Raw genomic sequence first — 24,731 nt, forward strand, 5'->3', positions numbered from 1 at the left:
TGTCCAGAATACTGGTTTTATCATTGCAGTTGTCCCGCCGCTTTCAAATAAGCCACATAATTCACATACAATTGGAAATGGGCATCCACTTTCGTCTGATAAGCCTGCTGCCAAAGCACTTGTGCTTCCAGATAATCCGAAAGAGTTTCCAGTCCCACTTCATATTGCTTACCACTGACTTTCATATTCTCCTCTGCCTGTTCCAGCGAACGTTCGGAAAGCTCCGTTTCCAACCGGGCCTCATCCAGATTATTGGCAGCTTGCATCAACTCCAGCAACATCTTTTCATTGACATTTTCCTGTTCAAGACGAGCTTGTTCCAACTTCACTTTGGCAGACTTTACTTTATTGGTACGTTCGCCAAAATGAAACAGAGGGACAGAGACATTCAGGAATACGGAAAAAGCACCCTTTTTCATCAAAGTTTCATCATTGACTTCCAATCCGTGAAGATAATCATAACTACCTCTGACACCGATACGCGGCAATAGTTCACTACGATTCAGCTTTACCTCCTGCTCGGCAATGGCTATTTGTTTGTTCAAGATTCCATATTCGGGACGGGCGGTAATATCAGAAACCTGCACTTTCCATTCCTGCTCCACTTCCGGAAAATCATCAGATATATCAATCTGTGCTGTCAAAGGGCGTCCGATGTAATGACAGAGATTCATACCCGCAAGACGGAGGGCGTTATCAGCCTTTCGCAAAGAAAGTTCACTCTCATTGAGCTTCACCTGCACTTTCAGTACATCATTTTGCGGTTTTATGCCATGTCGGTGAGCACTCTTCACATTTTTGAAAAGTTCCGTTAGTAAGTTATGATATTTTTCCGCCACTTTTCTCATTTCCTTGGCTTTCACTAACTGCACGTATGCTTTATCTGTATTCAGAATAACTTCCGAAGTAGTTAAGGCTTCGTTCAAGTGTGCCATTTCTTTTCCCAATAGTGACATTTTATAGGCGGCACGGATTTTTCCTCCCATATAAAGAGGTTGCTCCACTTGTATACCGCCCGAGTAAACAGTTCCGACCTTATAATCCAAATTCAATCCGGGAAAATAAGCGAAACCGCTCGATACCAGTTCTCCGGTAGCAGGATTGGGCAGGAAAACCGGAAGGTTTCCTCCCGGAACTCCGAGACTTCCATCCGCTGTGCTATAAATACCCGTTCCGTTGGCTGTAAAATTAGGGAAGAAATTGGCTTTATAACTAAGAGACATCAATCGGGCTGCTTCCGTCTGCTTATTAGCGGCAGCCATATCCTTATTATATTTCAGTGCCATTTCACGGCATTGTGCCAGACTTAGTTTTTCTTGCGCGGCAAGCGAAACCGACAGGCCGAACAATACACCCGCTACACTAATGGCTACAAGAATTTCTTTTTTCATTTGTCTGTCTTTTTTATATGAAAGAATAATGCATACAAAATCGGGATAAAAAGCAACGTTATCAACGTGCCGAACAGCAACCCACCCATGATAGAAGCCGCCAACGAACCGAACATGGCATCCGGCAACAATGGAATCATTCCCAAAATCGTAGTCAGCGAAGCCATCATCACGGGACGGAGACGACTTTGCGAACTGTCTATCAATGCCGTCACAGGTTCTACTCCCTGATTAATCTGCAAAGTGATCTCATCCATCAATACAATACCGTTCTTAATAATCATACCGATCAACCCCAATGTACCGACGATAGCCACAAAGTTGAATGTCTTCCCGGTAAGCAACATTACGGCAACCACACCAACAAATACCAGCGGAATAGTACAGAAGATGATAATCGGTTTCCGGTAATCTTTGAACAGCATAATCAGAATAGAAATCATCAGAATGATAGCAAACGGAAAGTTCTTGAACAGATATTGCATAGACTTTGTACTGGCGTTCCTCTCGCCTTGCCATTGAAGCCGATATCCGTCAGGCAGCGGAATCTGTTCAATCTGCGTGGCAATGGATTGCCGCGCCTTCTCCGTTTCTACCCCCGGAACAGGGGAACATTGCACCCGTTGGCTACGCTGCCCGTTATAACGGGGAACCACCGGATCTTCCCACTTCACATCAATCCGCTTACTAATTTGTTTCAACGGAGTTGTTCCCATCAACGTTTCCACCAGTTCTTCTTTCGATAGTGTTCCTGTCTTCAGCTTCATCATCATTTCCTGTGTCAGCAAACCGTTCAGAGAAGGAAGAGACGAGAATATCTGCGTATTGTCCAGGTTTTCAATCGGATTTCCGTGTTCGTCCAGGCAACGCAAGTAGATATTATCTTTGTGAATACCTTCGTAGAAAGACCCGATAGGGATGCCGCTGGTAGCGGTCAGTAGAGATAGGCTTACATCATTACGGCTCAATCCGATAGCACGTGCCGCAGGCTGGTCATATTCAATAGTCAGTACCGGAATTTGCGGTTCCCAGTCCGTGGTAATCAGGTAAACATCCGGGCAATTCTCCATAATCTTGCGGGCACTGTCTGCCAACTGATGCAAAACAGCAGGATCAGGACCGGTAAATTGCGCTTCAATAGGATATTTTTTGAACATCAGATTGTAGCGGTTCATCTTTACGTAAGCATCCGGATAATGTTGTGAAAGATATTGTTGAATTTCCGCCATGTTATCCACCAAATCGTCCGGAGAGGTGAAGTCGATAATCAGTTCACCGTAAGATAAGGAAGGATTGGCTACGTTACGCACCAAGTTATAACGAGCAGGTGTACCACCGATAGAAGTAGTGACGTGTGTAACTTCCGGACGCTTTTTCAGGTAAACTTCGATTTCTTCCAAGTCACGTGCTACACGAGTGGAGTTAGTCCCTTCCGGCAATTTATATTCCATGTAAAGCTGATCGTAGACCATATCCGGGAAAAAGCCCTGCTTCATAAACCGATAACTGAAAGCCGAAAGCAATACCAAAGCAATCATTGTAAACACAAAACTCCAACGATGTGCCAGACTGAATTTCAATAATGAACGGAGCACAGCATAAATCTTTCCTTCATACACACGTTTTCCGGCAGCAGTAGTTGCCGCAGAGATTTCCGGATGCAAAATCCGGTCAGCCATCAACGGGACGTGCACCAAAGCCAGCACCCAACTAAGCAATAAGGAAACAGCGAGTACGATAAACAAATCGCGCGTATAAACGCCTGCCGTATCAGGAGACATAAAGATAGGAAGAAAAGCGATGATGGCAATCAGAGTAGCTCCCAGCAAAGGCATCGCTGTCTGCCGTCCGATGGCAGTCATTGCCTCCATCCGACTCTTTCCGGCTTTCAAATCTACCAAAATACCGTCGATGATAACAATCGCATTATCCACCAGCATCCCCATCGCAAGCACGAACGAGGCCAATGAAACACGCTGCATCGTACCATCCATAAAATAAAGGAACAGGAAGGAACCGAATACCGTCACTACCAAACTGATACCGATAATCACCCCGCTCTTAAATCCCATAGCAATCATCAGAATAACAACTACGATAATCACAGATTCTATCAGATTAAGAATGAACGTCCCCAACGAACTGCCTACGCGTTCCGGCTGATAGAAAACTTTATGACACTCTACTCCTGCTGGAAGGCGTTCGACTTTCAGTTGCTCCAATTTCTTTTCCACTTGATGCCCCACTTTGATAATGTCGGCATCCGAAGAAGCGGCCACCATTATTCCTATCGCACGCTGACGGTCATAAAACAATTCGTTGCGGGTAGGATCTTCATAATCTTTCTCAATACGGGCTATATCACTCAACCGCAACTGATCGGCATCATGTCCCTGAATCAGCATACGACCGATATCCTCCACCGTCTTAAACTTGTCACTGACTGTCACCCGGATACGATTATCGCCATTATCATAGTAACCAGTATAAGTCGTTTGGTTCTGTCCGTTCAATGTGGCTAGCACTTCGGCGGGTTTCACACCCAAGTTAGCCATCCGGTCTTGCAAAAGAGAGATATTAATACATTCGGGACGTTTACCGTATAAGTCGACGCGTTCCACCCCATCCAGTTCGCTGACTTCACGTTTCACCAGTTCTGAATAATCAGACAGTTCCCTGTCGGAAAGTCCGTCACCCGTCAAAGCGAAAAACATTCCGTAAACATTTCCAAAATCATCTTTTACAATAGAAGGACTGGCACCTTCGGGAAGTTCTGCCTGTGCGTTCGCCACTTTACGACGCAACAGATCCCAGCATTGTTCTACGTCCGTCTCTTTGACAGTCGTTTTCAGTTCTACCTGAATCAGGGAGAGATCGTTGTAGGAATAACTTTCCACATTATCTATATTCCCCATGGAGCGAATATTCTTCTCCAGTACATCCGTCACCTCTAATTCTACCTGATGCGCAGACGCACCGGGATAGGTGGTGACTACCATGGCAAGCTTTACCGTTATTTCTGGGTCTTCCAGTTTACTCATTTCATAACTGGAATAAGCTCCTCCTACAATCAGTACGGCAATCAGGAAGTAGATTAACTTCTTGTTCTCAAATGCCCATTTACTAATATCAATCATAGCAGTCCTCCCACATTGGTTTCAGCAGCCGGAAGAAGCGGTTCCACCTGTTCTCCCTCTTTTACATGATGCACCCCCGAAGCGACAACCAAATCACCGGGATTCGCTCCGTCTGAAGTAATCAGGCATCTGCCGTCGCTAAGCAGACGGGTGACGGTCACATCACAACGGCGAATAGCGTGACTGGAAGCATCATAAAGAAAGATACTCGTACGCCCGTTCTCACGAAGAATCGCTCCACCGGGAACCGACAGGTTACGCACATCTCCTTCACTACATTCGATAGTTACCATTGTATTCATGCCGGGCGATGGAACTGCCTGTTTATCTTCTTTTTTCAGTTGAAGCCGCATGGTGTACAACTGATTGGCATTTGCCTTAGGGGTGACACTAATCAGTTCCAAAGCATATCTTTGATGAGGATAAATATCGAATGTACAATAGTAGCGGGTAAACTGCTGTCGACGAATATATTCCACTGCCGGAAGATTAATCTCCACCTCCGGGCTTCCCTCACTGATGATGGAAACGACGGGCATACCGGCAGCTACCGTCTCATGGGAATCAAAAAGACGTTTCTGCACATATCCGCTAAAAGGAGCATACAAACGGGTGTATGCCAACTGGTCTTTAGCATGGTTATATTTGGCGGTAATCTGTCTCAATCCGTACACGGCCTTATCGTTAGCATCCGGTGTTGTCACATTTTCCTTATAAAGTGCCATCACCCGTTCCGCCTCCGCTTTCACACTTTGATATTCTGCTTCTGCCGCATCCAGCTGAATCTGATAGTCTGTCGGATCTAATTCTGCCAGTAATTGCCCTTTACGCACATAGGCACCGTCATTTACATGCATATACTGAATAGTACCACTCACCCGGAAAGACAGACTTATGTCCTGTGCCGCTTTCACCCGTCCCGGAAACTGCAAAGCTATTTGTCTGTCGGCAGAAAGTACAGTATCAATCTTCACTGCCGGCTTACTGTCTGTGTTTTGTACACGTTGCCCACACGAAGTCAATAGAACTGCTAAAAATCCTGTTAATAAGAAGTCTAATCGTCTCATATTTTCACTTATTAGTTAGTTGTCACAAAAGTATCCCAAGCAAACATGAGGAGAAAGGTTGATTTAGACGAAACATTGTTCTATTTGTACGTTAGCTAAGATAAAAAGCCGAAATAGTTTGCTATTTGTATTTATTTGTTTGTTACTTTGTAAGGAAATTCATTTCAACAAAAAGGAATATGGAACCACTGATGCCATTCAAGTATGTTATAATATCTCCGGAAGATACTTCCATGAAAGAAGGATGCATTATTTCCGAATTCAACCAATGCGGACTTTTCCTCTGCCAGAAAGGACAGGCGGAAATCCTGCTGGGAGGTAGACCATATCAGATTAACAAAAGGAATCTTTTCATATATACTGCAGCCAACCTTCTACAGATACGCCAAAGAAGCGCAGACCTGGAAGGAATCATGATAGAGGTCGACCTGGATTATGTCATACCAATAGTAAACAAAGTAGCTAACTCGGAAAATTTGCTTTATTTGCGGGAAAATCCCAGCCTGTCGCTCTCTGAAGAGCAATATACATTTGTAGAGAACTTGCTCAAATCTGTAGAAAAACGAATTAACAGGGAGAATATCTGTAACAGTTCCCGTCAGAAACAACATTTAATTTCTGAATTAATCAAATCCTGGGGACAGGTGATATGCTATGAGTTATTAAACATTTATTTCAGTAACGAACCCCAAACACCACTGCCACAGGATAAAAAGGATAAGATCTTCCAAAATTTCATGATTACCCTTTATCGATATTATCGTCAGGAACGTGATGTTACTTTTTATGCAGACAAGCAATGCTTGTCCGCCCGATATTTTTCTTCTGTCATCAAGGAGAAATCAGGGAGCAGTGCTTTGCAGTGGATTATACAGAATGTCATTACAGAAGCCAAATATCTGCTCGATAATACCGATTTAAGTATTAAGGAAATAGCGACCAAGCTCAACTTCCCCACACAATCATTCTTCGGGAAATATTTCAAGCAGTATGTCGGCATATCTCCTAAAGAATATCGGAACAAACTTATCAAACAGTAACTTTCTTAAACTGCCGGAACTGCCACCACAACATACCTCCGGATATAAGACTAGCCGCCAAATCTGCCACAGGCATACTGGCCCAAACGCCCATTTGTCCATAATAGTGAGGTAGAATCAATAAACAGGGAACGAGAAATAACATCTGCCGCGTCAGCGACAAGAAAATGGCTTTACTTGCCATTCCAATACTCTGGAAGAAGTTGGAAGCTACCATCTGAAACCCAACAATCGGGTAGAAAAATACCACAATACGAAAACCTTTAGAAGCAATGCTGATTAACTCTTCGTCCGAAGTAAAGATGGAAGATACGATTTCTGGAATAAACATACCTATCAGGAAACCAATCGTTGTCACTACAGTTGCACAACAAATGGTTACTTTCAGTACTTCCGTCACACGAGGATAGAGCTTCGCACCAAAATTATATCCCGCAATGGGCTGCATCCCTTGGTTTAGTCCCAATACAATCATAATAAAGACAAAAACAATACGATTAACAATACCGAATGCACCGATCGCCAAATCACCTCCATGCTCTTTTAATCCCTGATTAATCAGAATCACAATAAAGCAAGACGCCATATTCATCAGAAAGGGAGACATACCAATAGCCAGCGAATCCAACACGATTTTCCGTTTCAAACGAAAAATCCCCTTTTTCAACCGTATCAGTTCATCTTTGCGGCAGAACAGATGAAGCTGCCAGACCAATGCAATCAACTGCGCACAAACCGTAGCCGTAGCCGCCCCACGGATTCCCCAGTCGAATACAAAAATAAACAATGGAGCAAGCAATACATTGATTATCACTGTCGTTATTGTTGCCATCATCGCTTTCTGCGGATGGCCCGAAGCACGGAGCACTGCATTCAGCCCCAGATATAAATGGGTAACCACATTTCCGAGCAAGATAACCTGCATAAATTCACGGGCATACTTCACCGTTTCATCGCTTCCTCCGAAAAAGTAAAGTATCGGATCGAGAAAAGGAAGAACGACCAGCGTAAAAGAGATACCTATAATAAGGTTTAATACAAACACATTTCCCAAAACCCGCTGTGCGGTATCATAATCTTTCTGTCCCAGCTTCACCGAAATCAATGTAGCCGCACCGACACCGACCAACGAGCCGAAAGCCGCGGCAAGATTCATTAGCGGGAAAGTTAATGCCAACCCGGAAATAGCCATCGCACCTACCCCGTGACCGATAAAAATACTATCTACCATATTGTAAAGAGAAGACGCCGTCATGGCGATAATTGCCGGAATGGCATACTGCATTAAAAGCTTCCCAATCTTTTCCGTACCCAACGCAGTGGGTGTCTTTTGTCCTGTCATACCTATTAGTTTGAGGCGGCAAAGATACAAAAAAGAGGTGGATTACAGGATATATGAGAAAAGTTTCGTATTTTTGCCTCCAAAATTGAGTTAATACGTAACGAAATGAATATATTAGAACTAAGTGAACAGGAAATCATTCGACGCAACAGCCTGAATGAGCTTCGTGCGATGGGTATTGATCCATACCCTGCAGCAGAGTATGTAACCAATGCTTTCTCTACAGATATTAAAGCTGAATTTAAAGACGACGAAGAGCCACGCCAGGTTTCCGTAGCCGGCCGTATCATGAGCCGCCGCGTGATGGGTAAAGCATCTTTCATCGAATTGCAGGACTCTAAAGGTCGCATCCAGGTGTACATCACCCGCGATGATATCTGTCCGGGAGAAGACAAGGAACTGTACAACGCTGTATTCAAACGCCTGCTCGACTTAGGTGACTTTATCGGTATCGAAGGTTTCGTGTTCCGCACACAAATGGGTGAAATCAGCATCCATGCAAAGAAACTGACTGTACTTGCAAAGTCTATCAAACCGTTGCCAATCGTTAAATACAAAGACGGAGTAGCTTACGACTCTTTTGAAGATCCCGAACTCCGTTATCGCCAACGCTATGTGGACCTGGTAGTAAATGACGGTATCAAAGAAACATTCCTGAAACGCGCCACTGTAGTGAAAACTTTGCGCAACGTTTTGGATGAGGCTGGTTACACGGAAGTGGAAACTCCTATCCTGCAATCTATTGCCGGTGGAGCCAGTGCACGCCCGTTCATCACTCACCATAACTCACTGGATATAGACCTTTACCTGCGCATCGCAACGGAGCTTTATCTGAAGCGACTGATCGTAGGTGGTTTTGAAGGTGTATATGAAATAGGTAAGAACTTCCGTAACGAGGGCATGGATAAAACTCACAATCCGGAATTTACCTGTATGGAACTTTATGTTCAGTACAAGGATTACAACTGGATGATGAATTTCACCGAAAAACTGCTGGAACGTATCTGTATCGCTGTAAACGGCTGTACGGAAAGCGTTGTTGACGGAAAAACGATCAGTTTCAAAGCTCCTTACCGCCGCCTGCCTATCCTGGATGCTATCAAAGAAAAAACAGGATACGACCTGAACGGCAAGAGCGAAGAAGAAATCCGCCAAGTTTGCAAGGAACTGAAAATGGAGGAAATCGACGAGACAATGGGTAAAGGCAAGCTGATTGATGAAATCTTCGGAGAATTCTGCGAAGGTACGTATATCCAACCGACTTTCATCACCGATTATCCGGTTGAAATGTCTCCGCTGACCAAGATGCATCGTTCTAAACCGGGACTGACCGAACGTTTCGAGTTAATGGTGAACGGTAAAGAGCTGGCTAATGCTTACTCGGAATTGAATGACCCGTTGGATCAGGAAGAACGTTTCAAAGAGCAGATGCGTTTGGCCGACAAGGGAGACGACGAAGCGATGATTATCGATCAGGACTTCTTGCGTGCTTTACAATATGGTATGCCTCCTACATCGGGTATCGGTATCGGTATCGACCGCTTGGTAATGTTAATGACCGGACAGACCACTATTCAGGAAGTATTATTCTTCCCGCAAATGCGCCCGGAAAAAGTAGTGAAAAAAGACGCTGCCGCTAAATACATGGAATTGGGAATCGCAGAAGACTGGGTTCCAGTGATCCAGAAAGCCGGTTACAACACTGTAGCTGACATGAAAGATGTCAATCCGCAGAAGTTGCACCAGGACATCTGTGGTATCAACAAAAAATATAAATTAGAGCTTACCAATCCGTCGGTAAACGACGTAACTGAGTGGATTAACAAACTTAAATAAGTTGAGAGTTGAAAGTTAAGAGTTGAAAGTTGTTATCTGAATAACATTTTCAAGTCTTAACTTTCAACTTTCAACTTTCAACTTTCAATTAGAAATGAAATTACCCGGCAAGATAGCGATAATGGGCGGAGGAAGTTGGGCTACAGCCATCGCAAAGATGTGTCTGGCCCAAGAAGACTCTATCAATTGGTATATGCGACGCGATGACCGCATCGCAGATTTCAAGAGATTAGGGCATAATCCGGCCTATCTAACAGGAGTGAAATTCGATACCAAACGTATCTCTTTCAGTTCCAATATCAACGATATTGTGAAAGAATCGGATACACTAATCTTCGTCACTCCCTCCCCTTATCTGAAGGCACACTTGAAAAAGCTGAAAACCAAGATTAAAGATAAATTTATCATTACCGCTATCAAAGGAATCGTACCCGACGACAATGTTATCGTGTCCGAATACTTCACTAAGGAATATGGCGTACCACCTGAAAACATCGCTGTGCTGGCAGGTCCCTGCCATGCGGAAGAAGTGGCTTTGGAACGTCTTTCTTATCTAACCATCGCTTGTCCCGACAAGGATAAGGCACGTATTTTTGCGCGCAGATTGGGAAGCAGTTTTATCAAAACTTCGGTCAGCGACGACGTTTCGGGTATCGAATACAGTTCGGTGCTGAAAAATGTATATGCCATTGCTGCCGGTATTTGTAGCGGGTTGAAATATGGTGACAACTTTCAAGCTGTGTTGATTTCCAACGCCATACAGGAAATGAACCGTTTTCTAAACACGGTACACCCGTTGAACAGAAACGTAGATGAATCTGTTTATCTGGGGGACTTGCTGGTGACCGGTTATTCCAATTTCAGCCGTAACCGTACATTCGGCACGATGATAGGCAAAGGATATTCCGTGAAGAGTGCACAGATTGAAATGGAAATGATTGCGGAAGGTTACTATGGTACGAAGTGTATCAAGGAAATCAACAAACATCATCATGTCAATATGCCCATATTGGACGCTGTTTACAACATCCTGTACGAGCGTATCTCGCCCACGATCGAGATTAAATTATTAACTGATTCTTTTAGATAACCTTATAAACAAAAACGATATGATAAACTTGAACATTGAAAAGACATTTGGATTTATCTCCAAAGAAAAAGTTTCTGCTTACGAAGCTGAGGTTAAAGCCGCACAGGAAATGCTTGAAAAAGGAACAGGCAAAGGTAATGACTTTTTAGGATGGTTGCACTTGCCTTCTTCTATCACTAAAGAACACCTGGCTGACTTGAATGCTACTGCAAAGGTTTTGAGAGATAACTGCGAGGTAGTAATCGTTGCCGGTATCGGTGGTAGCTACTTGGGAGCACGTGCCGTCATCGAGGCTCTGTCCAACAGCTTTACCTGGCTGCAGAATAAGAAGGCTGATCCGATCATGATTTATGCCGGACATAATATCAGTGAAGATTATTTGTATGAACTCACTGAATATCTGAAAGACAAGAAGTTCGGTGTCATCAATATCTCCAAATCAGGAACTACAACTGAAACAGCACTCGCTTTCCGTTTGCTGAAAAAACAATGTGAAGACCAACGCGGTAAAGAAACTGCCAAGAAAGTAATCGTTGCCGTTACGGACGCCAAAAAGGGTGCTGCCCGTGTCACAGCCGACAAGGAAGGATATAAAACGTTCATCATCCCCGATAACGTGGGCGGACGTTTTTCTGTACTGACTCCAGTAGGTTTACTGCCGATTGCAGTTGCCGGATTCGACATTGAGAAACTGGTTGCCGGTGCTGCCGATATGGAAAAAGCATGTGGCTCTGACGTTGCTTTTGCTGAAAATCCTGCCGCTATCTATGCCGCGACCCGTAACGAGTTATACAGAAATGGCAAGAAGATTGAAATTCTCGTTAACTTCTGCCCGAAACTACACTATGTGAGCGAATGGTGGAAACAACTTTACGGGGAATCTGAAGGAAAAGATAACAAAGGTATTTTCCCTGCATCGGTGGATTTTTCAACTGACCTTCACTCTATGGGTCAATGGATTCAGGAAGGTGAACGTTCTATCTTCGAAACTGTAATCTCAGTAGAGAAGGTAAATCATAAACTGGAAGTTCCTTCTGACGAAGCAAATCTGGATGGCTTGAACTTCTTAGCTGGCAAGCGCGTGGATGAAGTAAACAAAATGGCGGAATTGGGTACTCAATTGGCTCATGTTGATGGCGGTGTACCTAATATGCGTATCGTTCTTCCGGAACTGACCGAGTACAATATCGGCGGTCTGCTTTATTTCTTTGAAAAGGCTTGTGGTATCAGTGGCTATCTGCTAGGCGTCAACCCTTTCAACCAGCCAGGTGTGGAAGCATACAAAAAGAATATGTTTGCTTTACTGAACAAGCCGGGTTATGAAGAAGAATCTAAAGCGATTCAGGCAAGACTGTAAGTAATATTATTAAATGCAAAATTAACGCAGATTTTCGCAAAGAAACCTTCTTATAAAGAAGTCTGATCTGCGAGAATCTGCGTTAATTCTGCGTTTAAACCAATAAACTGCAATCAGCTATCAATTTTCTTTTTCATTCGTTGTTTTCAGTCCGATGACTTCTTCAGCTCCTTCACACTCAGCTTTGGAGGAAAGATAAAATTCCAATTTCACGTCACCGTTCTCATCAACATGTTCGATGGTGGCTCGAACTATAACCTGACTTTGTGTCACGCCGTCTTTGAAACGCAGTTGCCCTTTATCTTCATCCGTCAGATTTCCCTCAGTCGAAACTTCCTCCTCTTTATAAATAAGCTTAGTAGCCAATTCTTCATCATTCTGAAGTTTGAATGTTTTTAATTCAGCTCCGTTACCGTCCAAAAGTAAAAGAGCTTCCACCTCATCCCCCACTTTCAGAGTCGGCAAATTATCCATCTTATTGGCATAGTCTTCTCCTTCAACGCTATTATTGTCAGAATCAACCTTAACAGATAGCTTCTCTATTTTAATGATAGGACTCTCCCCACCATCGGAGCAGGCGCCTAGAAACAATGGTAGCAGTAATAATACTCTCTTTTTCATGCTATCGTCTAATTTTATAATGCTACAAAAATACATATTATCTTCTAAATAGCAAAAAATGTGTAACTTTGTGCTTCAAAACTAATTAATAGATATTTAGATATGTCTCAGAAAAAGATAAAAGCTGTCCTATTCGATATGGACGGTGTGCTCTTTAACTCTATGCCTTACCACTCTGAAGCTTGGCATAATGTAATGAAATCGCATGGACTTACTCTTAGTCGCGAAGAAGCTTATATGCACGAAGGACGAACGGGAGCCGCTACTATCAATATTGTATTCCAACGCGAATTGGGTAGGGAGGCAACACAGGAAGAAATAGAAAGTATCTATCAAGAGAAGAGTGTTTTATTCAATTCTTACACAGAAGCCGAGCGGATGCCCGGCGCATGGGAGTTGCTGCAAAAAAATAAAAAATGAAGGACTGGTTCCTATGGTAGTGACAGGCTCCGGACAGTTGTCTTTGCTCGAACGGCTGGAACACAACTTTCCCGGAATGTTTCATAAAGAACTGATGGTAACAGCTTTTGATGTGAAATATGGGAAACCAAATCCGGAACCTTATTTGATGGCTCTTAAAAAAGGCAGACTGAAAGCCGATGAAGCCGTAGTTATAGAAAACGCTCCTTTAGGAGTGGAAGCCGGACATAAAGCTGGTATATTCACTATCGCTGTTAATACAGGTCCGTTAGATGGTCAGGTTCTGCTGGATTCCGGAGCTGATTTATTGTTTCCTTCCATGCAAGCCTTATGCAATGAATGGGACAACTGCTTAATTCACCTAGATTCTATCTAAGTTAACACCAATTCCACTATGCAAAAGTTATTGTCTGTACCCCCAAATTTAATTCATTGCTTTCATGAACTGGAAGAAGTAAATCGTACCGATTGGTTTTGCACGTCTGATCCTGTTGGAAGCAAACTAGGCTCCGGTGGTGGAACCACATGGCTACTGCAAGCCTGTCATCAGGAATTTGCTCCACAAGTTCCTTTCAGTGATTGGATAGGACGAGAGAAAAGAATATTACTCCATGCGGGCGGACAAAGCCGTCGTCTGCCAAGTTATGGTCCTTCCGGCAAGATACTGACTCCGATCCCAATCTTCAGTTGGGAACGGGGACAAAAGCTAGGACAGAACCTGCTGTCGCTGCAACTGCCGCTATATGAAAGAATCATGAAACAAGCTCCCAACGGGCTGAATACTTTGATAGCGAGCGGCGATGTATATATCCGTTCGGAAAAGCCACTGCAAGACATTCCGAATGTAGATGTGGTATGTTACGGTTTATGGGTAAATCCTTCATTAGCAACCCATCACGGCGTGTTTGTTTCTAATCGGGAAAGTCCGGAGATTCTCGATTTCATGTTACAGAAACCTTCTCTTGAAGACTTGGAAAGGCTGTCGAAAACACATCTCTTCTTGATGGATATCGGTATCTGGATTTTAAGTGACCGTGCCATTGAAGTATTAATGAAACGGTCATTAAAAAGTGGAACGAGCGATATTAACTATTATGACTTATATTCGGACTACGGACTGGCTTTGGGAAAACACCCTAAAACGAAAGATGAAGAAATCAACCGCTTATCGGTAGCAATCCTGCCACTGCCCGGTGGAGAATTTTATCATTACGGCACAAGCCACGAATTGATATCTTCTACTTTGACCATACAGGATAAGGTACGCGACCAACGGAAAATCATGCATCGTAAAGTAAAACCGAATCCGGCTATTTTCATTCAGAATTCCATCACACAGATATCTCTTTCCGCCAACAATGCTAATTTGTGGATCGAAAACAGCTATGTGGGAAAAGAATGGAAACTGGGATCTCGCCAAATCATAACGGGAGTTCCGGAAAACCATTGGAATATAACTATTCCTGACAATGTCTGCATCGATATCATCCCTATCGGAGAACATGATTTCATAGCACGCCCGTACGGGTTGGATGACATATTCAAGGGGGCCCTGAACAATGAAACGACTATGTATCTCAATATCCCTTTTTCACAGTGGATGCAAGAAAGAGGACTTGACTGGGAAGCAATCGAAGGCCGGACGGATGATTTACAATCGGCCGCTATCTTCCCAAGAACCAATTCCATTCAGGAATTGGGAATAGTACTCCGGTGGATGACATCGGAACCACAATTAGAAAAAGGGAAAGAACTTTGGAAGAAATCCGTGAAAGTTTCTGCTGATGAAATCTCGGCAAATGCCAATCTCAAACGTCTTTACACCCAACGTCGCAATTATCGATGTGAGAATTGGAAAGGCTTGGCAGCCAATTATGAGAAGAGTGTTTTCTATCAGCTCGATTTACAGGATGCTGCCAACGAGTTTGTACATTTAGACTTGGAAACTCCCGACATTCTGAAAGAAGATGCGGCTCCGATGGTACGGATACATAACCGAATGCTCCGTGCACGGATTATGAAATTACGTGGAAACGGCGAATGGCAGAAAGAAGAACAAGCAGCTTTCCAACTTCTCCGCGATGGTTTACTAGGAGCAATGTCCACACGAAAAAATCATCCGGCACTCAGCGTTTATTCCGATCAAATCGTATGGGGACGTAGCCCTGTCCGAATTGACATGGCAGGAGGATGGACGGATACACCTCCTTATTCTCTTTATTCGGGAGGAAGTGTTGTCAATCTCGCCATTGAATTAAACGGTCAGCCACCCTTGCAGGTATATGTAAAACCGTGCAAGGAATTCCACATTGTTCTTCGTTCTATAGATATGGGAGCTATGGAGGTCATAAGTAATTATGATGAACTGCAAGACTACAAGAAAGTAGGTTCTCCGTTTTCTATCCCCAAAGCCGCTCTTACTTTGGCAGGTTTCGCTCCTGCATTCTCTGCCGAACGTTACACCTCACTGAAAGAGCAATTGAAAGCTTTTGGTTCGGGCCTCGAAATAACATTATTAGCAGCTATTCCTGCCGGTTCAGGTTTGGGAACAAGTTCTATTTTGGCTTCTACCGTACTCGGAGCAATCAATGACTTCTGCGGACTGGCTTGGGATAAAAACGAAATTTGCAGTTATACACTTGTATTGGAACAGTTATTGACCACAGGAGGCGGATGGCAGGATCAATACGGCGGTGTCTTCTCTGGCGTCAAGCTGCTTCAATCCGAAGCAGGTTTCGAACAAAATCCATTGGTACGATGGCTGCCCGACCAGCTATTTGTTCATCCCGACTATCGTGACTGCCACTTATTATATTACACAGGAATCACCCGCACAGCCAAAGGTATTCTGGCAGAAATAGTCAGTTCCATGTTCCTTAATTCAGGCACACATCTGAGTCTATTGGCGGAAATGAAAGCACACACTATGGATATGAGCGAAGCTATCCTCCGTAGTAATTTCACTAATTTCGGCAATCTGGTGGGCAAAACTTGGATACAGAACCAAGCATTGGATTGTGGAACAAATCCACCGGCAGTAGCTGCCATTATCGAAAAGATCAAAGATTATACGTTAGGATATAAACTGCCGGGTGCAGGTGGTGGTGGCTATCTGTATATGGTAGCCAAAGATCCACAAGCCGCAGGACTGATTCGTCGGATTCTGACTGAAGAGGCTCCAAATCCACGTGCCCGCTTTGTAGAAATGTCTCTTTCCAATAAAGGACTTCAGATTTCAAGAAGTTAAAATCTCAAATTAAAGCCTGGACATAGGAATCATCCGTCATGTCCAGGCTCTAAATTTCAATTCTCATAATTGGTTCGTTTACAGATTAATACTTGAAATTACTGTAAAATAAATTAAAAGAACGATAAAGACGATAGCTCCAACAATCAACACAATACTAGACCATTTCTTTTTTCCAGCTTCTTCCATAATAAGCAAAATCTAGGGTTAATACAAATTATCATCATTGCAAAAATGATATTTTATACGGAAATATCGATTGCATTAAACAACTTATTTGTATAATTCGGATTAAATTATGCTAGTATAAAGTAAAAGATTAAAGTAAAAGATTAAAGTAAAAGATGGTATCGATTCATGAAAGAAGAGGTATGAAATCAATATGAAAGAGAAGTAAATTCAGTCTTCGGAGTTTACAATTAAACATGAATTTAAGGTCAACAATAGATCAACAATAAGACATATTAGACAAGATTTAGTCCAATTTTGACTTTAAAATAATAGTCACCAAAAAAGAAACCCCTCAACAATCAACTGATTATCAAAGGATTTCTTCGTGACCCCGGTGCGATTCAAACGCACGACCTTCAGAACCGGAATCTGACGCTCTATTCACTAAGCTACGGGGCCATTTTTTTAAATGCGAAGCAAAAGTATAAAAAATTTTCTCATCTTCCTAATGTTTCTCCTTTTTTTATAGTTCTTAAGGCAATCCATCTTATTAAGAGTTTGTTATTTTGAAATGATTTAGAGCATATACTTTATCATTTTGACAATCTTTTAGAGATTTACCATTACATATATCAATTTTATTCCTATCTTTGCCAACAATTAACATTCAACAAACCTATGAGTTACTTGATAAAACCTAAGAACTATAAACCACTACTCGACCTCAAACAGACCGAGCTAGGAATTAAACAAATAAAAGAGTTCTTCCAATTAAACTTATCATCCGAATTACGTCTCAGACGTGTAACAGCCCCCTTGTTTGTATTAAAAGGAATGGGTATCAATGATGACTTAAATGGAATTGAACGTCCTGTCTCTTTCCCCATCAAAGACTTGGGAGACGCACAGGCAGAAGTGGTTCATTCATTGGCCAAATGGAAAAGACTAACTTTAGCTGATTACCACATTGAACCGGGATATGGCATTTATACGGATATGAATGCTATTCGCTCGGATGAAGAACTGGGTAATCTACATTCTCTATATGTGGATCAATGGGACTGGGAACGCGTTATCACCGATGAAGACAGAAACATACACTTCCTAAAAGAAATCGTAAACCGTATTTATGCGGCCATGATTCGCACCGAATATATGGTATACGAAATGTATCCCCAAATTAAACCTTGTTTGCCACAAAAGCTGCATTTTATTCATTCAGAGGAGTTACGCCAACTCTATCCTAACTTGGAACCTAAATGCCGTGAGCATGCCATCTGCCAAAAATACGGTGCTGTATTCATCATTGGTATAGGATGCAAATTGAGTGATGGCAAAAAACATGACGGACGCGCACCGGATTATGATGATTATACAACAATCGGACTGAATAATTTACCCGGATTAAACGGTGACCTTCTTCTGTGGGACGATGTACTGCAACGTTCCATCGAATTATCATCAATGGGTATACGTGTAGACAAGGAGGCTCTACAACGACAATTAAAAGAAGAAAAAGAAGAGAAAAGACTGGAACTTTATTTCCATAAACGTTTGATGAACGACGCACTTCCATTATCCATCGGTGGAGGTATCGGTCAATCTCGCTTGTGTATGTTTTACCTTCGTAAAGCCCATATCGGAGAGATACAAGCTAGTATTTGGCCTGAAGATATGCGCAAGGAATGCGAAGAACTAGAAATTCACCTTATATAATTATCATGAACGTACAAATTGAAGAAAGCTGGAAAGTACATTTAGCACCTGAATTCGACAAAGACTACTTTCGGACATTAACGGATTTCGTCAGAAGCGAATATAGTCAATATCAGATATTTCCTCCGGGAAGACTGATTTTCAATGCTTTCAACCTTTGTCCTTTCGACAAAGTGAAAGTTGTAATTATAGGGCAAGATCCTTATCATGGTCCCGGTCAAGCACATGGCCTCTGTTTTTCCGTAAATGACGGAGTTCCTTTCCCTCCTTCATTGGTAAATATCTTTAAAGAGATTAAAGCGGACCTTGGTACCGATGCACCTGTTACGGGTAACTTAACACGTTGGGCCGAGCAAGGAGTTCTGCTCCTCAACGCTACCCTAACTGTGCGGGCTCATCAAGCCGGTTCACACCAAAATCGGGGATGGGAAGTCTTTACTGACGCAGCCATCCGCACGTTAGCAGAAAATAGAGAAAATATCGTATTTATCTTGTGGGGATCATACGCACAAAAGAAAGGGGCTTTTATCGACCGCAACAGACATTTAGTACTCACATCAGCACACCCCTCTCCCCTTTCTGCTTACAATGGTTTTTTCGGCAACAAACATTTCAGCCGGGCAAACGATTATTTGAAGGCACACGGAAAAACAGAAATTATCTGGTAGAAAGTTTGCAATAATATATAAAAAGTGGCGGCATTTTTCTTTCGTAATAAATGCCGCCATTTTTTATATATTCACCTATTTTAGTACCATTGAATATTACTCTGAGTCTGGCTTCTCTGCTCATACTTCAAGTCTTGCAAGATACTTGCATTCGCACGGATTGTCACATTGTAGTATTTCCAACGTCCGAAAGGCGAAAGACTGGCAGACAAGTTGAAACAATGCAAATCACGTGTGATAGTACAAGAGGTTTGCGTAATTTCTTTTGCCTGAAAATCATAACCGGAATTGAATGAGAGCGACCAATTATTGGAGATCTTCACATTTCCATTCGCATTGATATTATGTGTGTAGGTATAAGGATATCTCATTGAATGACGATTAATCGGCTTCGATCTATCCTCACGAATATTAAATGAGTAACTAAGACTTAATGACCACGGCATTTTAAACACTTGATAACCATCCGCATCAGCCGCGGCTTTCTCTACTTTCTTAGTTGTAGCCTCTTCTTCATCGCTCCCGTCTGAATCTTCATCCTCCTCGTCTCCTTTTTTCTTATCCTTCCCCTGTTCCTCTTTCGGTCCGAACCATTTCTTCCAGGTATCGTTGTTGAAAGTATAATTAAAAGAAGATCCATAGCCTTGAAAACGTCCGAAACGCCCATAAGACCATTCTGTACGATTGCCGGTAACCACATTACCATTTTTATCGAACGTGTAGGCATAAGTAGCGAATGACGCATTCATATTGAACGTATAATTCTTGGTCAGTTTCAAACGGAGATTCATACTCAAATCACTCCATGGCCGTTCTTTGGCTGCCATATTATAAGACATACTCGCTCCAAATTCATCGATTAAGCTCACCTTTTTCAGTGTATCTTTCTTTGCATCATAATACTTCATTTCCAGATTATTGGAAATAGAGAAACTAACCGTACCCGAACCTTCACGCGAAGGCACACCGTAAGGCTGTCCAGTGAAAGGTGAATAATATTGCGTGTTACCATTATAGTCTGTGTATTCTTCCCAATATTTACTGAATCCCGGAGCACCGCTCAAACTCACTTGCGGAGTAAATACGTGGCGGATTTGTATTTCTTTCTTCTTTGCGAAAAGAGGTTTATACATACCATAAAGCTTCGTGCTCAGGCTCAAACTTGCCGAATAGTTAGACACTCGGTAGAAACCGTTCAACGTATCACCCGGCAACGATTCCAATCTGTGATCCACTTCATTATACTGCTGATTAATTTTACGGGTATACCAACGTTCCGTATAATTGACTGAAGGAGAAACCTGCAAATACTTGAACAATGTAAAAGTAGCACTGATAGGAATATTATGATTCATTGCATTTTCCCACTCGCTCAGCCCTGCTTTAAACAAACGGTCATCCTTTGTACGAATACTGTTTGTCAGACGTCCGGTATAACTAATGGATATCTTTTCATACCAACGTTCGGCTCCCGCAGCCTTCTTACGTTTGAATGGAAACAGACGGCTCAATGTAATATTAAGGTCGGGCAAGGTTACCGCAATAGAAGAATCACGCATTGTCTGAGCGATATTGGTCGTCCCGGAAAGCGTCAGGCCGATATCGGGAAAACTACGTGAATAACTGATACTTGATGTTTTCGTATTCTGAGTCAGCAACTGAGAGTTGTAGAGGTTGTTGATATTAGAACGTTCGTAACTACTGGTCGAGAAATTTACACTGGCCGAGAAAGTACTGTTCGGACTGGCTTTAGCGTCTTGACGATGATTCCAGACAATTTTAAAGTCTTTAGATACCGCATAGTCCGGCATCCCCTTGTCACCCGTTTTGGTGACCTGATAATCCGCCTGCAACGTCCCGGAATATTGATAGCGTTTATTATAGTTTGTCAACCCGGAAAGCCTCCATGAACCTTTTGTAAAGATATCTCCCGTCATCTTCAAATCCATAATATCACTGATAGCAAAATAATATCCTCCGTTAGCCAAACCGAAACCACGGCTGGAGTCGTCCATATAAGTCGGCATTATAAAACCGGATGAATAACTACTAGAGAACGGAAAGAAGAAAAACGGTACAGCCAATGGCAAAGGAACATCTTCCACAACCAGATAAGCAGGTCCTGTCACCACATTTTTTTTAGGACGCACTTTTGCACGAGTCAGCTGCATATAAAAGTGAGGATGATCATGATGATCGCAAGTTGTATAGCGACCGTGTTCCATAAAGATTTCATCATTGGCCCCTTTCTTAGCTTTGCTTCCGGTCACATAACCTTCACCTTGCTGAGTAACAATATCGGTAATCCCGGCTTTTTTAGTTTTGAAATTATAGCGGATAGTCTCCGTATCATAAGAAGTATCCCCTTCCTTGAAGACCGGTTTACCTTTCTCCACTCCGGTAGAATCTTTAATACCGTATGCATGAACCGTACTGCTGTCAAGATTCATCGAGATAACCTCCGCAGCTAACTCTATATTCTGGTAGTTCACTTTTCCACTACCATAAAGTGTGGCCGATCCTCCCAATGTAAAAACAGTGGAGTCGTTGGATTCATAAACAACCGGTGCATCGAGCGGTTGCTTCTTCTTAACAGGTGCTATAGAATCAATGCGTACCGTAACCGTATCTGCCTTCAACGAATCGCTTCCTTGTAGTGAATCTTTTTGTGCAGTATTGGAGGTAATCATTCCTCTCCTTCGACGTTGAGACGTAGCCTCATCGGGAAGCATCAGTAAGACAATCAGCAGTATAAATGATATAAGTATTCTTGCTTTCAATGGCGCCATTAACTAATAGTTTACGCTTGAAGTGGCAAAAGTACACAAACTTCACCAATTATGAGTTAGAATCTCCGTTATTTAATTATTTTTTAGTGCTATAAAAAGAGAGAGCACCATCTGTCAAAACGGTTTAGCCCTTCTTCACCATATTTTGCAATACTATTCCGTGCTTTCTCCACCGTCTTTTCCTCATCCAAATGAGTCTTAGAAAAGAACTTATCCGCAAAACAAATCAATTGCTCTTCCAATGTGACAGGAAGCATCTCACGGTGAGGTACCGGAAGTTGCTGATCAATAATATCCTGCAAGGAAAGACCGGCTCCTGTATGGCGTTCGCAAACTAACGCATGTTGAGGAAAACCTTCAGCACGCAAAATTTCAGCTCCTAAATATCCATGAGCAATATAAGGATGAGTACCGAAACATCGAATGGACGGAGCATCTGTCTGAAAGATACCGATATCATGCAAAAGAGCGGCCTCTTTCACAAAGCTCCGGTTCAAATGCAACTCCGGATGTGCATCTAGCATCTTCATAGCCTTTCCTGACACTGAAAGGCTGTGTATTACTAAGATTTGTCGCTGTTCCGTATTCTCCGGATAATACTTATCAATGATTTCGTATGGATTCATGTGTCGTTTTTTTGTTCTCTTGATGAGAAATTTATATTTTTGTGCAATATTACAAAAAAATACCGACATGCAAGCTAGAACTTTGCTCATTCTTTTTTTTCTACTCGCTATATCCCCTTCAGGATATACCCACAGTAAGATAACAACCGGTGCAGAACATATCGCACAATACTTATCACTTATTCAAGGCAAACGTGTCGGAATGGTAGTCAATCACACTTCTATTGTAGGAATAGAACAGACTCATCTGCTCGACACCTTATTAAAGTTGGATATAAAAATAGTGAAAGTATTTGCCCCTGAACACGGTTTTCGTGGCAATACGGATGCGGGCGAAACAGTAAAGGATGGAAAGGACCTACGCACCGGTATCCCTATTATTTCACTTTATGGCAATAATAAGAAGCCTACCGCTGGTCAATTAAAAGACATTGATGTCATCTTGTTTGATATCCAAGATGTAGGAGCACGCTTTTATACCTACATCAGTACAATGTACTATGTCATGGAGGCTTGTGCAGAAAACAGAAAGGAAATGCTCGTACTGGATCGGCCTAACCCGTGTGACTATATAGACGGTCCGATACTCAAATCCCCCTATCGGAGTTTTGTTGGTATGCTTCCCATTCCTATACTTCATGGATGTACCATAGGCGAGCTGGCACAAATGATAAACGGAGAAGGATGGATTGCCAACAAAAAAAACGCCTGCTTATTAAAAGTAATTCCAATGACAGGCTGGAAACATGGAGAACCCTATTCGCTTCCGATTAAACCTTCTCCTAATCTGCCCAATGACCAGTCTATTCGTTTGTATGCATCACTTTGTCCTTTTGAGGCAACCCACATCAGCGTAGGACGGGGAACCACCTTTCCCTTTCAGGTATTAGGTGCACCCAATAAAAAATATGGCAGTTTCGTTTTCACTCCTCGTTCCCTGCCCGGATTCGACAAGAATCCATTACATCAAGGAATAGCTTGTTATGGAGAAGACTTACGGAACAACGCGAATATTAGTGGTTTTACCCTTTACTACTTCCTACGTTTTTATCAAATATCAGGTGAAGGGGCCGGATTCTTTTCCCGACCCCGATGGTTTGATTTACTTATGGGAACCGACACGGTGCGCAAAGCTATTCTCAGAGGAGAATCTGAAAAAACTATTCGAAATAGTTGGAAAAAAGAATTACAGGCTTATCGGGAGACGAGAAAGAAGTATCTGCTTTATTGATTCTCTTCTCGCTTTCTTTTCTTCCACAATTGCCAACTATTAATGATATTTTGCCACAAAACATACGATCCAGGTGCAACAGCAGACAATGGATTCAGATAAGTATGGGCCATCCAGATAGCTAGAATCGTATTTTTCTGTCCTAATGCCTGTCCGCCACTGATGCGGTCGTTATAAATAGAGCCGATAGTCTTTCCAAAAAAGAACTGTAAACAACAAGCTGCCAATGCTCCAACAGCAATCATAATTTCAGTAAATCCATCCGCAGGGTCATTCAATAACGAATACAGCGTCTGTGCCGTCACGATAGCTAGCGAAACTGCCCACAAGTAGAAAGCAAGTTCATGATAACTCAATAATTTCCGATGTATTTTTGGCAAAAATTTGCTCAATAACCATGCAGCCAGAAACGGACAAATCAGTAGAGGAAATACTTTGCTTAAAATAACAAAGAACGCTTCCAAAAAACTAACATCAGGATGAACCTCCACTAATGGAAAAAGAATAGGTACCGCAATGGCAGCTCCGATATTAGCAAGTAACGTATAAGTGGTCAGACTTGCCGCACTCCCACCCAGTTTCGAAGTTATCACGGCAGCAGCAGTGGCTGTCGGACAAATAATACAAACCATCACCCCTTCCGCCACAATCTTATCAAACCGGAACAACAGCAAATAAGCAGCTAACGCCCCGATAATCTGAATCAGTAATAACCATACATGAAGCGGTCTAAGCTTTAAATCGCGCGGAGATATCTTACAGAATGTCAACAGCAACATCGTAAAGATAAGATACGGAGTCAAAAAAGAGAGGCAGATAAATAACGGATAACCCACAGCACCCACCAACATGGCAATAGGCAATGTCCAATTCTTCAAAAACTTAAGCATCATCGTACATTTTAACTTCGGAACACAAAGTAACGGAGATTTCAGGAAAAAAGCTATCATTAAACCGAAAAAAACACAAAACTTAATGGCAA

General features: G+C 42.5%; 16 protein-coding genes, 1 tRNA gene and 1 pseudogene. 9 read left to right on the forward strand and 9 right to left on the reverse strand.

All coding sequences use genetic code 11. The features are described from left to right. Positions 1-20: 20 nt before the first annotated feature. From BACFIN_RS12150 to BACFIN_RS12140, 3 genes are read right to left on the reverse strand one after another with little or no spacing between them, the layout of a single operon-like run. Positions 21-1,391, reverse strand: coding sequence for a TolC family protein (locus tag BACFIN_RS12150; RefSeq protein WP_007751828.1), 1,371 nt, complete (start codon positions 1,389-1,391; stop codon positions 21-23). Then, a complete protein-coding gene (locus tag BACFIN_RS12145; RefSeq protein ID WP_007751829.1) occupies positions 1,388-4,528 on the reverse strand; it encodes an efflux RND transporter permease subunit in 3,141 nt (1,046 codons plus the stop codon). Before BACFIN_RS12145 ends, BACFIN_RS12150 begins: the two co-directional genes overlap by 4 nt. Continuing rightward, positions 4,525-5,595: an efflux RND transporter periplasmic adaptor subunit gene (locus BACFIN_RS12140; protein ID WP_007751831.1), complete on the reverse strand. Its 1,071-nt coding sequence runs from the start codon at positions 5,593-5,595 to the stop codon at positions 4,525-4,527. Before BACFIN_RS12140 ends, BACFIN_RS12145 begins: the two co-directional genes overlap by 4 nt. A 179-nt stretch (positions 5,596-5,774) precedes the next feature. Here BACFIN_RS12140 and BACFIN_RS12135 point away from each other — a divergent pair, with 179 nt between their 5' ends. Further along, complete coding sequence (locus BACFIN_RS12135; RefSeq protein WP_007751834.1) at positions 5,775-6,635, forward strand: AraC family transcriptional regulator; 861 nt, start codon at positions 5,775-5,777, stop codon at positions 6,633-6,635. Here the strand turns inward: BACFIN_RS12135 and BACFIN_RS12130 are convergent. Further along, positions 6,625-7,977 (reverse strand): MATE family efflux transporter, encoded by a 1,353-nt coding sequence (locus tag BACFIN_RS12130; RefSeq protein WP_007751837.1) that lies wholly within the window; start codon positions 7,975-7,977, stop codon positions 6,625-6,627. The two genes, BACFIN_RS12135 and BACFIN_RS12130, sit on opposite strands and share 11 nt — an antisense overlap. Before the next feature lie 105 nt (positions 7,978-8,082). Here BACFIN_RS12130 and lysS point away from each other — a divergent pair, with 105 nt between their 5' ends. From lysS to BACFIN_RS12115, 3 genes are all read left to right on the forward strand, one after another. Further along, positions 8,083-9,813, forward strand: coding sequence for a lysine--tRNA ligase (gene lysS, locus BACFIN_RS12125; RefSeq protein WP_007751840.1), 1,731 nt, complete (start codon positions 8,083-8,085; stop codon positions 9,811-9,813). 94 nt (positions 9,814-9,907) lie between these two features. Further along, on the forward strand, positions 9,908-10,903 hold the full coding sequence (locus BACFIN_RS12120) for an NAD(P)H-dependent glycerol-3-phosphate dehydrogenase (protein ID WP_007751851.1): 996 nt from the start codon (positions 9,908-9,910) through the stop codon (positions 10,901-10,903). Positions 10,904-10,922: 19 nt separating this feature from the next. Further along, entirely contained in the window at positions 10,923-12,260 is a 1,338-nt protein-coding gene (locus BACFIN_RS12115; protein ID WP_007751853.1) for a glucose-6-phosphate isomerase, read from the forward strand. 120 nt (positions 12,261-12,380) lie between these two features. On the opposite strand, the gene BACFIN_RS12110 is transcribed toward BACFIN_RS12115, so the two are convergent. Then, complete coding sequence (locus tag BACFIN_RS12110; RefSeq protein WP_032839490.1) at positions 12,381-12,881, reverse strand: DUF5035 domain-containing protein; 501 nt, start codon at positions 12,879-12,881, stop codon at positions 12,381-12,383. 102 nt (positions 12,882-12,983) lie between these two features. On the opposite strand from BACFIN_RS12110, the pseudogene BACFIN_RS20695 reads away from it, so the two are divergent. Together BACFIN_RS20695 and BACFIN_RS12105 are read left to right on the forward strand one after the other, a co-directional pair. Further along, positions 12,984-13,677, forward strand: a pseudogene (locus BACFIN_RS20695) (HAD family hydrolase). A gap of 18 nt (positions 13,678-13,695) precedes the next feature. Then, on the forward strand, positions 13,696-16,548 hold the full coding sequence (locus BACFIN_RS12105) for a bifunctional fucokinase/fucose-1-phosphate guanylyltransferase (RefSeq protein WP_007751863.1): 2,853 nt from the start codon (positions 13,696-13,698) through the stop codon (positions 16,546-16,548). 557 nt (positions 16,549-17,105) lie between these two features. Here BACFIN_RS12105 and BACFIN_RS12100 read toward each other — a convergent pair. Then, positions 17,106-17,178, reverse strand: a tRNA-Arg gene (locus BACFIN_RS12100). A 219-nt stretch (positions 17,179-17,397) separates the two neighbouring features. Here BACFIN_RS12100 and asnA point away from each other — a divergent pair. Next, positions 17,398-18,435, forward strand: coding sequence for an aspartate--ammonia ligase (asnA, locus tag BACFIN_RS12095; RefSeq protein ID WP_007751865.1), 1,038 nt, complete (start codon positions 17,398-17,400; stop codon positions 18,433-18,435). Positions 18,436-18,440: 5 nt separating this feature from the next. Then, positions 18,441-19,103, forward strand: coding sequence for a uracil-DNA glycosylase (gene ung / locus BACFIN_RS12090; RefSeq protein ID WP_007751867.1), 663 nt, complete (start codon positions 18,441-18,443; stop codon positions 19,101-19,103). A gap of 80 nt (positions 19,104-19,183) precedes the next feature. Here the strand turns inward: ung and BACFIN_RS12085 are convergent, their stop codons facing one another. Together BACFIN_RS12085 and BACFIN_RS12080 are read right to left on the reverse strand one after the other, a co-directional pair. Beyond that, positions 19,184-21,892, reverse strand: a complete 2,709-nt coding sequence (locus BACFIN_RS12085) for a putative LPS assembly protein LptD (protein WP_007751869.1) — start codon at positions 21,890-21,892, stop codon at positions 19,184-19,186. Between the two features lie 89 nt (positions 21,893-21,981). After that, positions 21,982-22,518, reverse strand: coding sequence for an HDIG domain-containing metalloprotein (locus tag BACFIN_RS12080; protein ID WP_007767021.1), 537 nt, complete (start codon positions 22,516-22,518; stop codon positions 21,982-21,984). A 67-nt stretch (positions 22,519-22,585) separates the two neighbouring features. Between BACFIN_RS12080 and BACFIN_RS12075 the strand changes: the two genes are divergently transcribed. Further along, positions 22,586-23,749, forward strand: coding sequence for an exo-beta-N-acetylmuramidase NamZ family protein (locus BACFIN_RS12075; protein WP_007751874.1), 1,164 nt, complete (start codon positions 22,586-22,588; stop codon positions 23,747-23,749). Here BACFIN_RS12075 and BACFIN_RS12070 read toward each other — a convergent pair. Next, a complete protein-coding gene (locus BACFIN_RS12070) occupies positions 23,743-24,699 on the reverse strand; it encodes a bile acid:sodium symporter family protein (protein ID WP_007751882.1) in 957 nt (318 codons plus the stop codon). The two genes, BACFIN_RS12075 and BACFIN_RS12070, sit on opposite strands and share 7 nt — an antisense overlap. Positions 24,700-24,731 lie beyond the last annotated feature (32 nt).

Origin of the sequence: Bacteroides finegoldii DSM 17565, from assembly GCF_000156195.1 — a bacterium.
In the GTDB taxonomy this organism is placed as follows: Bacteria; Bacteroidota; Bacteroidia; order Bacteroidales; family Bacteroidaceae; genus Bacteroides; species Bacteroides finegoldii.